Annotated in this window: 15 protein-coding genes; 6 read left to right on the top strand and 9 right to left on the bottom strand. The window is 35.6% G+C overall.

Features of this window, described 5'->3' with window-relative positions:
* The first annotated feature begins 38 nt into the window (after nt 1-38).
* Nucleotides 39-764: a GntR family transcriptional regulator gene (locus IV57_RS06160; RefSeq protein WP_057880632.1), complete on the top strand. Its 726-nt coding sequence runs from the start codon at nt 39-41 to the stop codon at nt 762-764.
* 137 nt (nt 765-901) lie between these two features.
* Here IV57_RS06160 and IV57_RS06155 read toward each other — a convergent pair whose 3' ends face one another.
* Entirely contained in the window at nt 902-1,369 is a 468-nt protein-coding gene (locus IV57_RS06155) for a hypothetical protein (RefSeq protein ID WP_057880631.1), read from the bottom strand.
* Between the two features lie 319 nt (nt 1,370-1,688).
* Between IV57_RS06155 and IV57_RS06150 the strand changes: the two genes are divergently transcribed.
* Nucleotides 1,689-3,053, top strand: a complete 1,365-nt coding sequence (locus tag IV57_RS06150; protein ID WP_057880630.1) for an Nramp family divalent metal transporter — start codon at nt 1,689-1,691, stop codon at nt 3,051-3,053.
* A gap of 442 nt (nt 3,054-3,495) precedes the next feature.
* Here the strand turns inward: IV57_RS06150 and pdxT are convergent, their stop codons facing one another.
* Nucleotides 3,496-4,053 carry a pyridoxal 5'-phosphate synthase glutaminase subunit PdxT gene (pdxT, locus tag IV57_RS06145; RefSeq protein WP_057880629.1) on the bottom strand — a complete coding sequence of 186 codons (558 nt, stop codon included), beginning with the start codon at nt 4,051-4,053 and terminating at the stop codon, nt 3,496-3,498.
* Between the two features lie 11 nt (nt 4,054-4,064).
* Nucleotides 4,065-4,952: a pyridoxal 5'-phosphate synthase lyase subunit PdxS gene (gene pdxS, locus IV57_RS06140; protein ID WP_057880628.1), complete on the bottom strand. Its 888-nt coding sequence runs from the start codon at nt 4,950-4,952 to the stop codon at nt 4,065-4,067.
* 172 nt (nt 4,953-5,124) lie between these two features.
* Here pdxS and IV57_RS06135 point away from each other — a divergent pair, with 172 nt between their 5' ends.
* Together IV57_RS06135 and IV57_RS06130 are read left to right on the top strand one after the other, a co-directional pair.
* Nucleotides 5,125-6,489 carry an aminotransferase-like domain-containing protein gene (locus tag IV57_RS06135; protein WP_057880627.1) on the top strand — a complete coding sequence of 455 codons (1,365 nt, stop codon included), beginning with the start codon at nt 5,125-5,127 and terminating at the stop codon, nt 6,487-6,489.
* A 109-nt stretch (nt 6,490-6,598) separates the two neighbouring features.
* Nucleotides 6,599-7,369 (top strand): TerC family protein, encoded by a 771-nt coding sequence (locus tag IV57_RS06130; RefSeq protein WP_057880626.1) that lies wholly within the window; start codon nt 6,599-6,601, stop codon nt 7,367-7,369.
* 8 nt (nt 7,370-7,377) lie between these two features.
* Here the strand turns inward: IV57_RS06130 and IV57_RS06125 are convergent, their stop codons facing one another.
* From IV57_RS06125 to IV57_RS06115, 3 genes are all read right to left on the bottom strand, one after another.
* Entirely contained in the window at nt 7,378-8,796 is a 1,419-nt protein-coding gene (locus tag IV57_RS06125; protein WP_057880625.1) for an APC family permease, read from the bottom strand.
* 229 nt (nt 8,797-9,025) lie between these two features.
* Nucleotides 9,026-9,871 carry an AraC family transcriptional regulator gene (locus tag IV57_RS06120; protein ID WP_236704326.1) on the bottom strand — a complete coding sequence of 282 codons (846 nt, stop codon included), beginning with the start codon at nt 9,869-9,871 and terminating at the stop codon, nt 9,026-9,028.
* Between the two features lie 27 nt (nt 9,872-9,898).
* Entirely contained in the window at nt 9,899-10,258 is a 360-nt protein-coding gene (locus tag IV57_RS06115) for a DUF488 domain-containing protein (protein ID WP_057880624.1), read from the bottom strand.
* Between the two features lie 172 nt (nt 10,259-10,430).
* Here IV57_RS06115 and IV57_RS06110 point away from each other — a divergent pair, with 172 nt between their 5' ends.
* On the top strand, nt 10,431-10,868 hold the full coding sequence (locus tag IV57_RS06110; RefSeq protein WP_057880623.1) for an Hsp20/alpha crystallin family protein: 438 nt from the start codon (nt 10,431-10,433) through the stop codon (nt 10,866-10,868).
* 1,161 nt (nt 10,869-12,029) lie between these two features.
* Here the strand turns inward: IV57_RS06110 and IV57_RS06105 are convergent.
* The 3 genes from IV57_RS06105 to IV57_RS06095 all read right to left on the bottom strand — a co-directional run bounded on the left by IV57_RS06105 (nt 12,030) and on the right by IV57_RS06095 (nt 14,550).
* The gene (locus tag IV57_RS06105) at nt 12,030-12,986 is read right to left on the bottom strand and encodes a LacI family DNA-binding transcriptional regulator (protein WP_057880622.1); all 957 of its coding nucleotides are present in this window, start codon (nt 12,984-12,986) and stop codon (nt 12,030-12,032) included.
* Between the two features lie 238 nt (nt 12,987-13,224).
* A complete protein-coding gene (gene ubiE / locus IV57_RS06100; protein ID WP_057880621.1) occupies nt 13,225-13,929 on the bottom strand; it encodes a bifunctional demethylmenaquinone methyltransferase/2-methoxy-6-polyprenyl-1,4-benzoquinol methylase UbiE in 705 nt (234 codons plus the stop codon).
* 12 nt (nt 13,930-13,941) lie between these two features.
* A complete protein-coding gene (locus IV57_RS06095) occupies nt 13,942-14,550 on the bottom strand; it encodes a histidine phosphatase family protein (RefSeq protein ID WP_057880620.1) in 609 nt (202 codons plus the stop codon).
* Nucleotides 14,551-14,838: 288 nt separating this feature from the next.
* On the opposite strand from IV57_RS06095, the gene IV57_RS06090 reads away from it, so the two are divergent.
* Nucleotides 14,839-16,098 (top strand): solute carrier family 23 protein, encoded by a 1,260-nt coding sequence (locus tag IV57_RS06090; protein WP_236704328.1) that lies wholly within the window; start codon nt 14,839-14,841, stop codon nt 16,096-16,098.
* Nucleotides 16,099-16,132: the final 34 nt, after the last annotated feature.

Here is a 16,132-nt window from a genome sequence, read left to right as displayed (position 1 = left end):
AAAATATCTTATAGAATAACGAGGGGGATTATCAAATTATGGCCTATAAATACCGGGCAGTAGCTGACGAATTAAGAGAACAGATCAGAACAGGAAAATACGCCCCTGGAGACCTTATTCCCGATCAAAATCAAATTGCCAAAGACTTCAGTACCACTCGTATTACAGTCCATAAAGCTCTTCAATTATTAATGGTTGAAGGAATGGTCTATTCTAAACGTGGTTCAGGAACATACGTCCGCAAAGACTATGCTTATAATGAACATGACGCTAATTATGGTAAGATCTCGCCTATTGATAAACCACTTGGGGCAACGTATACCAACCAAGGAAAAAAAGTCACCAGTAAAATAATCGAGCTGTCCGCTAGAATTCCCACAAAAGAAGAAGCTGATAAGTTGATTATCCAACCAACTGAACCAGTTTATATTATTAAACGTGTCCGTTATGTTAATGGGGAAATATTTGCATACGAACATACAATTATGCCCACCTCCGTAACAACTTTAACCGAGGAGATTGTTGCGGGTTCAATTTATGGGTATCTACAAGGTAAAGGGCTAAATATTGCGGGATCACATCGAATCGTTCGTGCAATGACCGCTGATAAAATTGACGTTGAAACCAAAATTGCTTCTAAAATAGGTGAACCAATCTTAGCTATCAATCAATTGAGTTATTTAGATGATGGACAACCATTCGAAATTTCAGAAACACATTTTCCTTATAAAACAAGTAAATTGACAGCTGATATAACGTTATAATACTGAGATTGTGTCAGCAATCAAAAAAATTCTCCATACCGACTATTAAAAGTCAGTATGAAGAATTTTTTGTATATCCATATTTATATAGTTAATTTAGTGCAAGCTTAGAAATTGAAACAGTAACAAATAACTTTCTATATTTGTCCAACTTCAACTGAAGCTTCATTAGATAATTTCTTTTGAAGGTACTTTTCCATTTCTTTATATGAAATATTAAAATTCATTTCAACTTGTTGTGGTCGTTTCGTATTAAAAATTACCGCCACTTTTGGTTTGCGGCCTTGAATCTCAATGGGGATCAGGGTCACATGAACCACCTGGGCATAATCCAAAACGCCAGAGTAGAATCCGTTGAGGACGATTTTTTTATTACCCACGCCACCAACACCATTCATAATGTTGAGCAACATAAACAAAGCAACCATGATGATATATGACAACTCACCCGTTGGTGAAACCAACAACCAAGCACCAATGAAACCTGCAAAAATTAATGATGAAACTTTATAAATCGATCTTATTTCAATTTGTGATTGCCAATAAACATTAAAGGCAGCACCAAGAAAAAAGATGATATCAACTATTAGTAGTATTACACTCATTTAACTCAATCCCTTTTCTAGTAATTATAATCAAGTCTATTCGTTATTCAAACTATTTTACTACTTATATTGTATCGTAATCATGTGTCAAAATCATGAAGATGAACTGGTCAATGATAAAAATTAAGTATTTGCATAATTTTGCTTATAAATATTGATAGTTTAAGATAATTTTATTCATCAAAAGACGCTTCTAAAGCCCTCTGCCACAGTTATTGAAACATTTTTGTTAAGATAACCTAATTATTATGTTTATTGTTCTTTAAAGCCGGTCTCTAACATGATATTATATGTTGAGATAAAAAAGGGGGCGAACAACTTGAGTGATAAAAACAAAAAACACGAGAGTTTGATTCAATATGCTAACGGTCCTTCCTTGGAAGAAATTAATGATACCGTTGAGGTTCCAACTGATGCCGGTTTCTTTAAAACCCTATTAGCATACAGTGGTCCGGGAGCATTGGTAGCCGTAGGTTACATGGATCCAGGTAATTGGGTAACATCAATTGCCGGTGGGGCACAATTTAAATACAAATTACTATCTGTTATCTTGATTTCTAGTTTGATTGCGATGCTTTTACAATACATGGCAGCTAAACTAGGGATTGTGACTGGACGAGATTTAGCACAGCTAACCAGAGATAGAACTTCGAAAGTCGGCGGTTTTATCCTCTGGATAATTACTGAATTAGCCATTATGGCGACCGATATTGCCGAAATTATTGGTTCCGCGATTGCGTTAAAATTACTATTTGGCATCCCAGTCCTTTGGGGTGTTATCATCACAGCCTTTGATGTTCTACTATTATTGGTCTTGATGAAACTAGGCTTCCGTAAGATCGAAGCTATTGTGGCAACACTGATCATGGTCATCTTATTAGTCTTCCTATATGAAGTTGTTCTAGCTAAACCTGATGTTGGTCAAATGATGGTCGGATTTGTACCCGATCCTAAGATTCTCCAAAATCAAAGCATGCTTTATCTATCACTAGGTATCGTGGGTGCAACTGTTATGCCACATAACTTGTACTTACATTCATCAATTTCTCAAGCACGTAAATACGACCGTAGTGATTCCAAGAGTGTTCACCAAGCGGTTCGTTTCTCAACTTGGGACTCAAATATTCAATTAACTTTAGCATTCATTGTTAATACTTTACTATTGCTACTTGGTGCTGCTTTATTCTTCGGTACTAAGAGTGATTTAGGTCGGTTCGTTGATCTATTCAATGCTTTACAAGATCCTAAAGTGGCTGGGGCTGTTGCCAGTCCAGTCTTGAGTATTTTGTTCGCTGTTGCCCTATTGGCATCAGGTCAAAACTCAACTATTACTGGTACTTTATCTGGTCAGATCGTTATGGAAGGTTTCGTCCACATGAAGATGAAACTTTGGGTTAGACGTGTAATTACTCGTTTACTCTCAATTCTTCCTGTTATCACCTTTGCTATCGTTTATCACGGTAATGAAGCCAAGATTGAATCACTCTTGACACTTTCACAAGTATTCTTGAGTGTCGCTTTACCATTCTCGATCTTCCCATTGATTAAGTTCACTAGTAGCAAAGAACTAATGGGAGAATTTGCTAATAACAAAATAGTTACTTACATCGGTTACTTCGTAGCTATTGTGCTAACTATTCTAAATATTTGGTTGATCTATACAACATTCGTACCGACAGCCTAGTAAAAAATTCTGACAAATTAATGGTTCCTTCTTGAAATCCAGTTAGAGTAAGAATAATTTCTCATTGATTGATTTAACATAATATTTTAAATACAAATAGTCCACATTAACTGATTATAATGTCAGATAATATGGACTATTTTGTCGTTGATATATCAATAAAACTAGAAACCATTAAATTAATTTAAGTAACTAAAAATAGAAACAACTATCTAGTCTGGAACAAAAATTGAAATTGGCTCAGTAGTGAAGTTGTTCTTAGTGGGGAACCCACTTAGAACAAGGCCGAGCTTGAAGACAACATAGTTTTCGTTGGCTCCAAGTCGTGCCCACTACGTTCCAGCCAAATTCAATTTTTGTGGAAGACGGCAGTATAAGGACAACTTCGTTGACTCCCGCTCTAACCAAGGTTGAATAAGGATCCGCTAATTATTAGAATTTTTTACTTTTTATTTACAATTTCGTTAATGAATAGTTCATGAATTCTCGGATCGGCCGTTAATTCTGGATGAAAAGCCGTCACTAATACATTCTTTTGACTTGCAGCAACGATTCTTCCATCATCAGTTTTAGCCAAAATTTTGACCTCTGATCCCACTGATTCCAAATATGGTGCCCGAATAAAGATGCCTAAGAATGGTTCATCTAAGCCAACTACAGACAATGATTCTTCAAAACTATCTTGTTGACGACCAAAACCATTCCGGACTACTTGACCATCAAAACCAGCCAAACTGTCAGTTTGTGACAATAAAACCAGTCCTGCACAAGTTCCAAAAACCGGAAAACCAGCTTTAACCATTTCTTTTAATGGTAATAACATTTCTTCACGAACCAATAATTTCTTGATAGCTGTACTTTCACCACCAGGAATTATCAAACCTGCTAAGCCTTCCAAGTCCTGTCTAGTGCGAACTAGCTTACTTTCAACTTGGCATTGTTCTAACATATTCTGATGTTCAGCCACAGCACCTTGTAAAGCTAAGATTCCAATTGTCATTGTCTTTACCCCTATTCCATCCCACGAGGTGCCATCTTGTCAGCATCAGCTAAAGTAGCAACATCGATTCCTTTCATAGGACTACCAAGATTTTTAGAAACTTCAGCAATCAAATGATAGTCAGTTGGATGTGCCGTTGCCGTAACGATTGCTTTGGCAAATTTTTCAGGATGTTCTGACTTAAAAATACCAGAACCAACAAAGATACCATCGGCACCCAAGTTCATCATCAAGGCTGCATCAGCTGGAGTGGAAACACCACCGGCAGCAAAGTTAACAACTGGTAATTTACCATTGGCATGAACTTCTTGAACTAATTCATAAGGAGCGCGCAAATCACGGGCAATTGCCATTAAATTCTCAGGTTTCTCAACAGAAATTTGACGAATTTGTTGATTGACCTTTTGCATATGACGAACGGCTTCGATAATATCACCAGTTCCCGGTTCACCTTTAGTTCTCAACATTGAAGCACCTTCACCAATACGACGTAAGGCTTCACCCAAATCACGGCAACCACAGACAAAAGGTACTTTGTATTGGCTCTTATCAATATGATAATTGTCATCAGCTGGTGTCAAAACTTCACTCTCATCAATGTAATCAACGCCTAAACTTTCTAGTATCCGAGCTTCAGCAAAATGACCGATACGACATTTGGCCATAACCGGAATTGAGACAGCTCCCATAATAGCTTCAATCATAGCGGGATCAGACATTCTAGCCACGCCACCTTCAGCTCGAATATCTGAGGGGACTTTTTCCAAAGCCATAACAGCTACAGCACCAGCTGCTTCAGCAACCTTGGCTTGTTCAACATTAGCGACGTCCATAATTACGCCACCCTTTTGCATTTGCGCCATACCACGTTTAACAATTTCTGTTCCAGTTACTTTCATAAGAAAACTCCCTTTAAATTTTGATTTAATATCTTTAGTTGATAATTCTCAACCAGATGATATTACGAGCGGTATACTTCAACTAACCAATTTCAATATTATGTATACTAGAACTAGTTGTAAATGTGATAATTTGTTAACTGTACCAGTACACTTTATGAAGGAGTACGTCATGAAATACCAAAATTTACAGGATTACTTGCTCAAAGAGATTGTCACTAATTCCCTTAATGCCGGTGATAAACTACCATCTGTCCGTAATTTGGCTACTAAATTTTCGTACAGTAAAAATACCGTTATTAAAGCCATGAATGAATTAGAAAAGAACCATATTGTCTACTCAATTCCTCAGAAGGGTTACTTTGTCACTGAAGATTCTCAACCTCAGAAAATCAAATCTAACAAGATTGATTTTCTTACCGCGGGGCCTGATTTGTCTTTCTTTAGTTTTGATAATTTGACCCATTGCTCCAATCAAATTCTGGCAAATCATCAAAAGGAAATTCTTTCCTATGGACAACCGCAAGGAATGACTTCACTGCGAAAACAAATTCTAAATTACTTTCAAGATAACCAAGTTTTTACCAGTTTAGAGCGAATCATGATTACTTCCGGTGCGCAACAGGCTATCAATATCTTGATGAACATGCCTTTTCCCAATGGTCGTGAAAACATCCTGGTTGAACAGCCAACTTATTCAGGTATTCTTCAGGCTGCCAAACTGACTAATCGTACTATTTTAGGTATTGATATCAGTCAAAATTCGATTGATTTTCAACGATTGGAATATCTCTTCAAAAACAATTCTATTAAGTTTTTCTATGTCATGCCCCGTTTTCAAAACCCGTTAGGTCATTCTTATACTAAAAAAGAGCAACAAAAAATCGTTGCTCTGGCTAATAAATATGATGTTTATATTGTTGAGGATGATTTCTTAGGTGACTTAGATCCTGACAAAAAACGTGATCCCTTATTTTCGGCTGTTCCTTCGGGTAGAGTAATTTATTTGAAGAGTTTTTCCAAGGTTTTCCTGCCTAGCTTACGTTTAGCAGCAGTTATCGTTCCTACTAATTTTATCGACACTTTTTTAGAATACAAATCCTATTTGGATTCTTATACATCAACTATTTCGCAAGAAGTTCTCGCCACCTTCATGGCCAATGGCATGTTCAAAGTTCATCTTAAACAGATAAAAAAAATTTACACTCAAAAAATGGCTGATTTAGTTTCTTATGGTCACAAATACTTACCTGATAATGTTCAATTAAATGATCCTCGTTCGGGATTTTATACGTCACTAATCTTGCCTCGTAACATCAATGCAACGATTTTAACTCAAAAATTAGCCGCCAAAAATGTCTTAGTTGATGACGTTGATCATATGTTTTTACCTTATCAAAAAAGCAGTTCAATTATTCGTATCAGTATTTCACAGGTTGATCAAAAACAAATTGAAAATGGCATGAAGATAATTGCCCAAACAATTGCCGAATATGACACTACTTTGAGTCCTTTTAGCCGTAATTTTCATATGTAGGTTCAAAGTGACATTAGTAATTAATTATTTTCATGTCCTAATTGTAAATACATAGCAGTATCTGTTATGATTTACCCTAATAAATCAAATAGAAAGCAAGGAATATTGATTGAATGCACTTGTAAATATGTATGGTCCATTCTTTGATCTTCATAATTGGGCAACCGTTATTGAATCGGGGGAAGATTGGTTAGTTATTCTATCTTTGGTAGTTATGGAATGTATGTTGTCTGTTGATAATGCCGTTGTTTTGGCTGCTCAGACACAATCCTTACCTAACAAAACTGAACAGGAAAAGTCGTTATTCTACGGACTTTTCGGAGCTTATATCTTTAGATTCATCGTCATCGGACTGGGAGTCTATCTAATCGATTTCTGGTGGATCAAGGTACTTGGCGCTGGTTATCTGTTCTATCTCTTCCTTGATCACTTCTTCATCAGTGGTCGTAAAAAGGTTGAAGTACCGACTGAAAAGCCTAAGGCTTCCGCTTTGGAAAGACATCTTCACATTTCTAGATTTTGGCAAGTAGTTATCTCAATTGAATTGATGGATATTGTTTTCTCGATTGATTCAGTTTTAGCTTCACTAGCCGTTTCCACTAATCCCGTTATCGTCTTGATCGGTGGTATGATCGGTATCTTGGCCATGCGTGGAATCGCCGAGATGATTATGGGATTAATGAGTAAAATCCCAGAGCTTAACGGAATGGCTTACTTCTTGATTCTCTTCATTTCTATCAAGCTCTTCCTATCAATTCCCGCAATTGACATTGAGATTCCTAATTTAGTCTTCGTTGGGGTTCTACTTGGTTCAATTGTTGTTACATTGATTATTCATCAAATTCATAACAATAAGGCTCCCAAATCAAAAAAGAAGTAACCTGACGGTTACTTCTTTTTGTTTCGAGTATTATTTTGTAATTTAGAATGTTTCAATCCATAAGTTAAGTATACAACTACCCCAATAGCAATCCAGATACCTACACTCCATTTTGAAATGGCTGGCAACATGAACAAAAAATACATACTTGCTAGTCCAGCAAAGACTGGTAAGAAAGGATACCAAGGCATTTTGAAACCAGTGTTAGGAATATCCTTCCGATGACGTAGTGGAATAATTCCAAATGAGATGAAAATAAAGGCCAAAAGTGTTCCGGCATTAATCAACGAAGTTAATTCTGTCAGAGGTACCATACCGGCAAAAAATGCTTGCACAACAGTCGCAACAAGAATGGCATTCTTGGGTACAAAGAATTTTTCATCAACTTCACCCATTTTTTCTGGCAATAATCCATCACGGCCCAAAGCATAAACTAATCGTGAACCACCAAAGAACATCGTTAATAATGACGTAAAAATTCCCACTAAGGCTCCAACTGTGATCAATTTATTCCAAGTATTTAAATGAATTGCTTTCAAAGCATAGGCGGCAGGATCATCAACATTTAATTTTTTGTAGTTAACGATCCCAGTTAAAACGAGTGAAAAGCCAACATATAGAATAACTGCAACGATCACAGTTCCTAAAATACCTTTAACCATATCCTTTTTAGGATTAATTGTTTCCGCAGAATTGGCTGCTAAAGCATCAAAACCAACGAAAGCAAAGAAGACTGTGGCTGCTGCGGTAGAGATTCCACCTAGACCAAATGGTGAGGTATGAAATTCTTTAGGATAAAATGGTACATAATTGCTTGTCTTTATATAAAAAATACCAACTATAATAAATAGCACAATAATAGCTACTTTTATCAGAACGGCGACATTTTCAACCTTTTTGGAAAGACTAGCACCATGAGAAATTATTACCGCAATCAACAGCACAATCAAAGTTGCTGAAATATTAATTCCCCCACCTTCCAATGGTCCCGCGGATAAAAATTTGGGTAACGTGATTCCAAAAGCTCCAAGAATATTATTATTAAAATACGACGCGAATCCAACTGCCTCAGCCGAAACGGTTAAAAAATACTCCAATATTAATGCCCAGCCAAGAACCCAACCAACAATTTCACCATAGATAACTGCCCCGAATGAATACGCTGAACCAGCAACGGGCATCGCTGAAGAAAATTCGGCATAAGCCATTCCAACGACCCCAGACACTAAAGCCGCAATCAGAAATGCAATTGCTACTGCAGGGCCAGCATGTAATGCTGCTTCATGACCTGGTAAGATAAAAATACCTGTACCAATTACTGCCCCAATTCCTAAAGCTAAGAGATCTCTCGCTCCCAAACTCTTTACCAATTTTGAGTCAGCCTTTAAATAAGTACCAACAGATTCCTTTTTAAAGACATTTTTCATAAAAATCTCTCCTTAAAATCTCATAAAAAACAAATATATTAAGTCTTTATTTTACTACAATTTTTTTCATGAAAAAAGATATTTTGTATAGTATTAATATACAAATGTTCAATTTACCTTTACAAATGGATAAATAATTTTGAACTATACCTGTTTTAGCATTAAAATTTACAGCAAAAAAGTTCTAAGTAAAAAGTTTGATCTTCACTTAGAACTTATCTCAAATTGTTTATTTATTACCTTCCGTACGATATTTAGTTGGTGCATAACCAGTATACTTTTTAAATGTTTGGCTAAAGTAACTGAGCCTTGTGAATCCCAAATTAGCTGATATATCATTAATACTTTTATCCGATTCTTTTAAAAGAATCATCGCCTTTTGAATCTTACGAGCATTCAAATAAACTGAAAAACTCAAACCAGTTTCACGTTTAAATAATTTACTGAAATAATAGTCAGATAGATAAACTTTGCTAGATACTTGATCCAGAGTTAAACGTTTATCCAAATTACTATCGATATACTCAATGGCCGAGATGATGGAACTATTGGAAGTCGACATCACTTTGATCTGTTGTAAAGCTTCGCCTTCACTATCCTTTAACTCGTCGATAGCATCATTTACATCTAAGGAATATCTAATTACAAAATTATCGATTCCTCGATCTTTAATAATTAATTTAGAAACATTTTCCACCAAATATTTTAAATAAGCTGCCTGTTTTTGCAATTGCTGCATAACTTGCAGATGATCTAGGCCCGAACTATGTTCAATATCTTTCGCTACACAGATTTTTCCCACCCGTTGATTTATTGAAGCAATGCGCAAGGGAGCATCAGCATATTCCAGATTATATTTATACTTATTGACACTTAATTTGGACAAATCAGTCATTTGGTTCATCTGGGCCAATCGCGTACCCTTTGACAGTTCACCAAATATACCTGCCTGCAAATGATCATCATTACCTAAAACAAAAATGGCAATGTCATTTGTTTGTGCATAGGATTGTAACAAGTGAATCAACATTTTTTCGCTGCTAGATAATAAAGACTGTAAATCAAATTCTTCCATAATTATTAGCCAACCAATCTACAATATTTAAACTTTTGTATTTAGATATTCCATTAGGACTACCGCGTCATTATGTTCTTCATCTTTGGCACTATATAATATAAGAACATTTTCAGTCTTTAAAGCTGTTTTTATCGCAGCTAAAAATTCTTTAGTATATGGATTATTATCAATTTCGATTAAATATTTTGTTTTAAATTCCGTATATTTTTCAGGATCATGTCCGAACCATTTTCTTAGTTCAGTTGATGGGGCAATTTGTTTTGCCCATAAGTCTAATGCGGCCCTAATTTTTGAAATTCCACGTGGCCAAAGCCGGTCTACTAACACCCGGTAACCTTCGGGCAATTGTTTATCATAGATACGTTTTAAAATTAGTTCTGTCATTCTAACCAATCCTCTTTTTATCAATATAATTGTAGCACATGAATTATGGTTATTTTTTGTTTATTTTTTGCAAATATTAGCACTCGACAGATTAGAGTGCTAATTTCTTGAATTTACCTCCAGAGACGACCTATACTGTATTTGTAATGAAGGGAAAGGAAGTAACATTAGTATGGCAAATGAAATTATGGATCGTAATAACTTAATGAAAAATTGGTTCAACAATGATTCTTGGATGAACAATATTCCATCCATATTTGACAACAATTTCCCAGATGATTCAACTCTCAAAACTGATATTAAAGAATCAGATAAAAAATACGAGGTTCACGTTGATATGCCCGCTTTTGACAAAAGGGATATCGACATTAATTATGAAAATGATGTTTTGACAGTCAGTGGTCACCGTGATAGTTTTAACGATCACAATGATAATAAAGGCGATATGATTATGAGCGAACGCTCAAGTGGTCGTTTTATGAGACAATATCGCTTACCATCCGTTGATACTAAAGCTATCAAAGCAACTTATGATAAGGGTGTCTTGAAAGTTGACCTTCCAAAATTGGAAAACAAGCTTGATTCAGGACATCATGTTGATATTGATTAATCTCAATATTTAAAATAAAGAAGTTCAATTTTAGTTAATAAAGCTAATCCGATTTAAGGGTTAGCTTTTTATTTGTTATAAAAATATCTCATTAATCAGTTTGGTTCTCACTCAAGTTCGGTTAAAGCGGAAGTATACTTGTATTTCCGTCTTCCATAAAAATTGGAAATAGGTTGGAACGCTGCGGACACGACTTGAAGACTCTTGTACCAAGAGTCTCCAAGCTCGGTCTTATTCTAATCCAGCACAAATCGCTGACTAAGAATAATATCGCGGCTGAACCTATTTCCAATTTTTATTCCAGACTAAAGTATTTCCTGAATATTTTAATTCAAACAATATTTTTAAGTCCTCCAAAAATTATATTGACCTGAGTTTATAATTACAATTGAGTTAATATAAAATTGTTGTCCTGCTCTGCTGTTTTGATATGGAATTGAATAAATAAATATCATCTAGTCTGCAGCGACAGCAATATCAGGTCTCAGCCATGAGATTATTCTTAGCTGGCGTATTTTGCCAACTTAGAATAAGGCTCGATTTGGAAACAACTCCGAACTTGAGTTGGTTTCAAACGATGCCCATGGCGTTCCAGACCTGATATTGCCGAGCGGAAGACGGCAGTATAATAATACTTTCGTTAATTTATGCTTTAACCGAACTTGAGTAAGAATTGGAATTATTTTGTTTTTTTTCACAAAATCTTCACATTTTGTGAATATATCCTTCATAAAGTTCCAGTAATATATAACTTGTAGATGAGAGATACAAGTAATCCCTTTTCTCACCCCCCTATAACATATATATATTTAATCCCCTAAATAAAAACACCTTTCCCCGAGGTGTTTTTTTATGCTTTTTAAGCACCTGCCGGTAGTAGTTCGTTAGAAAATAAGCTATACTAAGAAATGCAGAGTGATTTTTTTATTCTGCTGGGATGTAGCATCTTTTTTTTGCTACAAAAGGACAAAGAATTTATAAAATATAAAATGACTTATCAAAACGGGCTATCTTAGCTTAATTTTTATAATTAAAAAATAATAACATCCTGATAAGCCTGTAATCTATAAAACGTAGATCAGAGCCAATACTCTCTTCTCATCCCCCCTAAACACACCCCTATAAAAAAGCATCCTTCCCCAAGGATGCTTTTTTTATTGTTTAATTTAATTTTTTGAGTTCTCCTCGTAAGATTAATTCTGAAGGAACTAATTTTTTTACAATCTTTTTCTCAAATGTAGACCAAAAAGCATATTCTCCAATTTCAGTCAGTTTGTGATCAATTGTTGAAAAATCCATCAAGCGACTATAATCTAGATTTTCTTGTCCAATTACCTGAATATCTAAATTCATAATCATCAATTGTCGAATCACTCCCGCAGCCACTTGATCACTGTTAGTAAAAATCACTTCTAGTTTTGGATCAGACTCTACAAGATATTTGGCTGCTTTTATTCCATCACTAAAAGCTGGTGCTCCCATATACAAATGTTCTGTATCAATCTCAGTTCCAAAAACTTTCTGATATGAACTTTTAGCTAATTTAGTTGATTGACTAGTCTGATCACTCCGACTAGTTGTAACGCCGATATGCTTAAAATTCAATTTTTTTAAAATTTCAAATATATTTATAAATGATTCTTCTCGATTGGTATAAGCGCAAGAAATCGGATAATCAAGGGTATCTTCACAACAAGTAATCGTACCGTATTGTTTATATTCAAGGATTTTATCAAATGATATGGCCCGTGACGTAAAAATCAATCCATCAAAGGCATGGTGCTTAAGCATTTCTAAATATTTAATTTCACTTTTAACATCATAATCTGATGGCAAAAGCATTACTTGATAGTTTTCTTTAAATGCCACTTTGGTAATTGCTGAAATCAATTTTTGAAAGTAAGGAACATTTATATATGGCAAAACAACTCCTACCGTAAAGGTTTGCCCTGTACTAAGAGCCCGTGCAACATCATTGGGATGGTAGTCCAATTCCCTCATAGCATTTAAAATATCGGTTTTAGTATCTTCAGCAACATAACTACGATTATTGATTACTCGAGACACGGTTGAAACCGAATGACCGGAAAGTTTGGCAACATCTCTGATATTAGACATTTTTATCACTCCTGCTTTTAATTGTTAGCTTGCTACATCTAAAAATATTAGTCTTTTTATGAAAAAAATCAAAATTCATAATTTCTTCACATTTTCAATATAAATGATTCACACTTATCCAGTATAGTATTACTTGTAGATGAGAGATAAGAAATCTCATCTCATCCCCCTATAACATATATATTTAATCCCCTAAAAATTAAAAGAACACCTTCCCCGGGTGTTCTTTTTTGTTGTCCTATTTTACAGCTGAATGAATAGCGGCCGCTTTAAACATTAATCCATCAACTTCAATATCTCTAAAACCTGTCTGTTGCATCATCTTAGCCAACTTCTTGATGCTGACAAATTTATTTACTGAATCATCAAGATACTGATATTCAGTTTTGCTTCTAGCAAATACCTTACCCATGAGTGGCATTAGTTGATTGAAATAAAGTTTCCAGCCAATTTTAATAATCGGTGTTTCGACTTTAAAAGCTTCCAAACAAATCAATTGTCCAGCAGGTTTTAAAACTCGATAGATTTCTGCTAAAGCTTTATTTGCATCAGGAACATTTCTCAAGCCAAAGCCAATCGTCACCACATCAAAACTATTGTCTGGATAGCGTAACTTCATCGCATCCCCAGATTCTAAAACAACATTGTGCACTCCTGCTTCACTGACTTTATGTTGAGCGTGCTTGAGCATCTCCTGACTAAAATCCATCCCAATAATTTTAGTATGAGAGTATTGTTTAGCCAACATAATGGTCCAATCAGCTGTCCCACAGCATAGATCCAAAATCTTATCAGGATTAACACTGATTCGATCAGTTGCAGCTTGACGCCATTTTTGATGCGTACCTAAACTCATAATTGAATTCAATTTATCATAATTGCCAGCAATATTATTGAAGGTCGTTTGGACATCTTCTTCTGGTACTTTATTAGTTAGTCCCATAGATTACACCTCTTAATCGATGTTATTTAAACGTCCATAATAAATTAAATATTTAGTACCACTATTTGAAATTACATATTTTGAAACTCCAGCATTATCTGGTTGGATAATGTTAGAAATATTTTGTGCACCAGTTACTCCTTTGACAAATGAACGACTGATAAAGCCATGACAAACGACCATGATCTTCTTATCACCCTTTTTTGCCATGTCATCCATGAAGTCCTCAACACGTTTGTAAACATCGTCGTATTCTTCAGCATTTTTGGCATACTTAGTATAGTTAGGTAATAAATAACGATTTTCGTCAAAAGCATCAGGATATTTATCACGCAGATCTTCTTCTTTAAGACCATCCCAAGTCCCATAATCAGCTTCATAAAGACGTTTATCTTGGTGAACTTCGTGAACACCTTGATTTAAAATTTCAGCTGTTTGCATGGCACGTTTCATAGGACTTGAATAAATTTCATCAAATTTATTCACATCAATATGTTTTTCTAATTCTTCAACTTGAGCAATACCTTTGGCATTTAACGGCTTGTCAGTAGACATACCATTGATACGTCCCTCATAGTTGGTATCCGTTTCACCATGTCTTACAATATATAGTTCGACCATAGAAATCTCCTCTTTGTTAGCGCTTTAAATTTACATCTTTTAGTATTTCATTATTGACTTTGCATTGCAACTCAATTATATTGAAAGTAATCAAATATGATCCTTTAAACATTGGTCCCGTGAGGCTAATAAGGAAACACGTTCAGTCTTTTATTTCGCATACACGGGATAGAGGACTATTTTTTTGCAAAAAATTAATTGAGGGAGATGTTTTCTTTGGATCCAAATAGCAAAGATTATCGTAATCCAGACGCAGTCTTGGATGTCTACGAAAAACCACCACTAAGTATGTGGGCTTTCTTATCATTACAGCACTTATTCTCAATGTTCGGAGCCACCGTTTTAGTGCCATTACTTGTTGGACTCGATCCTAGTATTGCACTATTCAGTTCTGGTGTCGGAACAATTATTCATATTCTAATCACCCACAGAAAAATTCCAGCCTATATGAGTTCCAGTTTTTCATTTATTGTACCGATGGTCGCTTTGATGAAGACCGTTGGTTACGCTGGTGTCGCTCAAGGTACTATTGCGGTTGGTTGTGTGTACCTAATCGTTTCATTGATTGTTGGATTTGTCGGTTCCGATTGGATCGATAAAGCTTTGCCACCAATCGTTGTTGGACCTATCGTTATCGTTATTGGTATGTCAGTAGCCGGAAGTGCTGCCAACAATGCCATGATGAACGGTTCGCACTATGATCTTAAATATTTTGGAGTTGCCATGTTCACCCTCTTTCTAACCGTATTATTGAATATGTATCTAAGAGGTTTCTGGAGTAATATCGCTATCCTTCTTGGTATCATCGGTGGATATGTCCTTTCTGTTTTCCTTGGTATCGTTGATTTTTCAAAAGTAATTTCAACCCCTTGGTTAAAATTACCCGCTTTCGATTTAATGTTTGTTAACTACATGCCTAAACAAATTTATTGGGGAGCGATTCTGAGTTTTGCGCCAATTGCCTTTGTTACAATGGCTGAGCATTTGGGTCACATCATGGTGCTAGATGAATTAACTCACCGTGATTTCTTCAAAGATCCCGGTCTTCACAAAACTCTAGCTGGTGATGGTACAGCTTCAATCGTGGCCGCTTTCCTTGGTGGTCCTCCTATCACATCATACGGTGAAAATATCGGTGTTATGGCTGTTAATAAGATATTCAGTGTCTATGTTGTTCTGGGTGCTGCAGTCTTTGCTGCCCTCTTCGGATTCGTTGGTAAATTGAGTGCTCTGATTCAAACAGTCCCTGGACCCGTTATTGGTGGTATCAGTTTTGTCCTCTTCGGAGTTATCTCTTCCAGTGGTTTGAGAATCTTAGTTGACAACAAAGTTGATTTTAATGAAAAACGTAATTTAATGATTGCCTCAGTTATTTTGGTTATCGGTATCGGTAATGCTTATCTTCAAGTTGGAACTTTCCAATTTACCGGTGTTGGTGTTGCCACAGTCGTTGGTATTATTCTCAATCTAATCTTGCCCAAGTATGCTTTATCCGAAAATTGGGATGAAAAAAAGGATGATTGGAAAAAAGATAAAGAAGCCAAATAATATTTTTACAAAAAAAAGGAGACCCCACGGTCTC

The organism is Companilactobacillus kimchiensis, from assembly GCF_001438805.1.
GTDB lineage: Bacteria > Bacillota > Bacilli > Lactobacillales > Lactobacillaceae > Companilactobacillus > Companilactobacillus kimchiensis.
The sequence above is the reverse complement of the archived record's forward strand: the minus strand, read 5'-3'. Positions and strand labels throughout refer to the sequence as shown.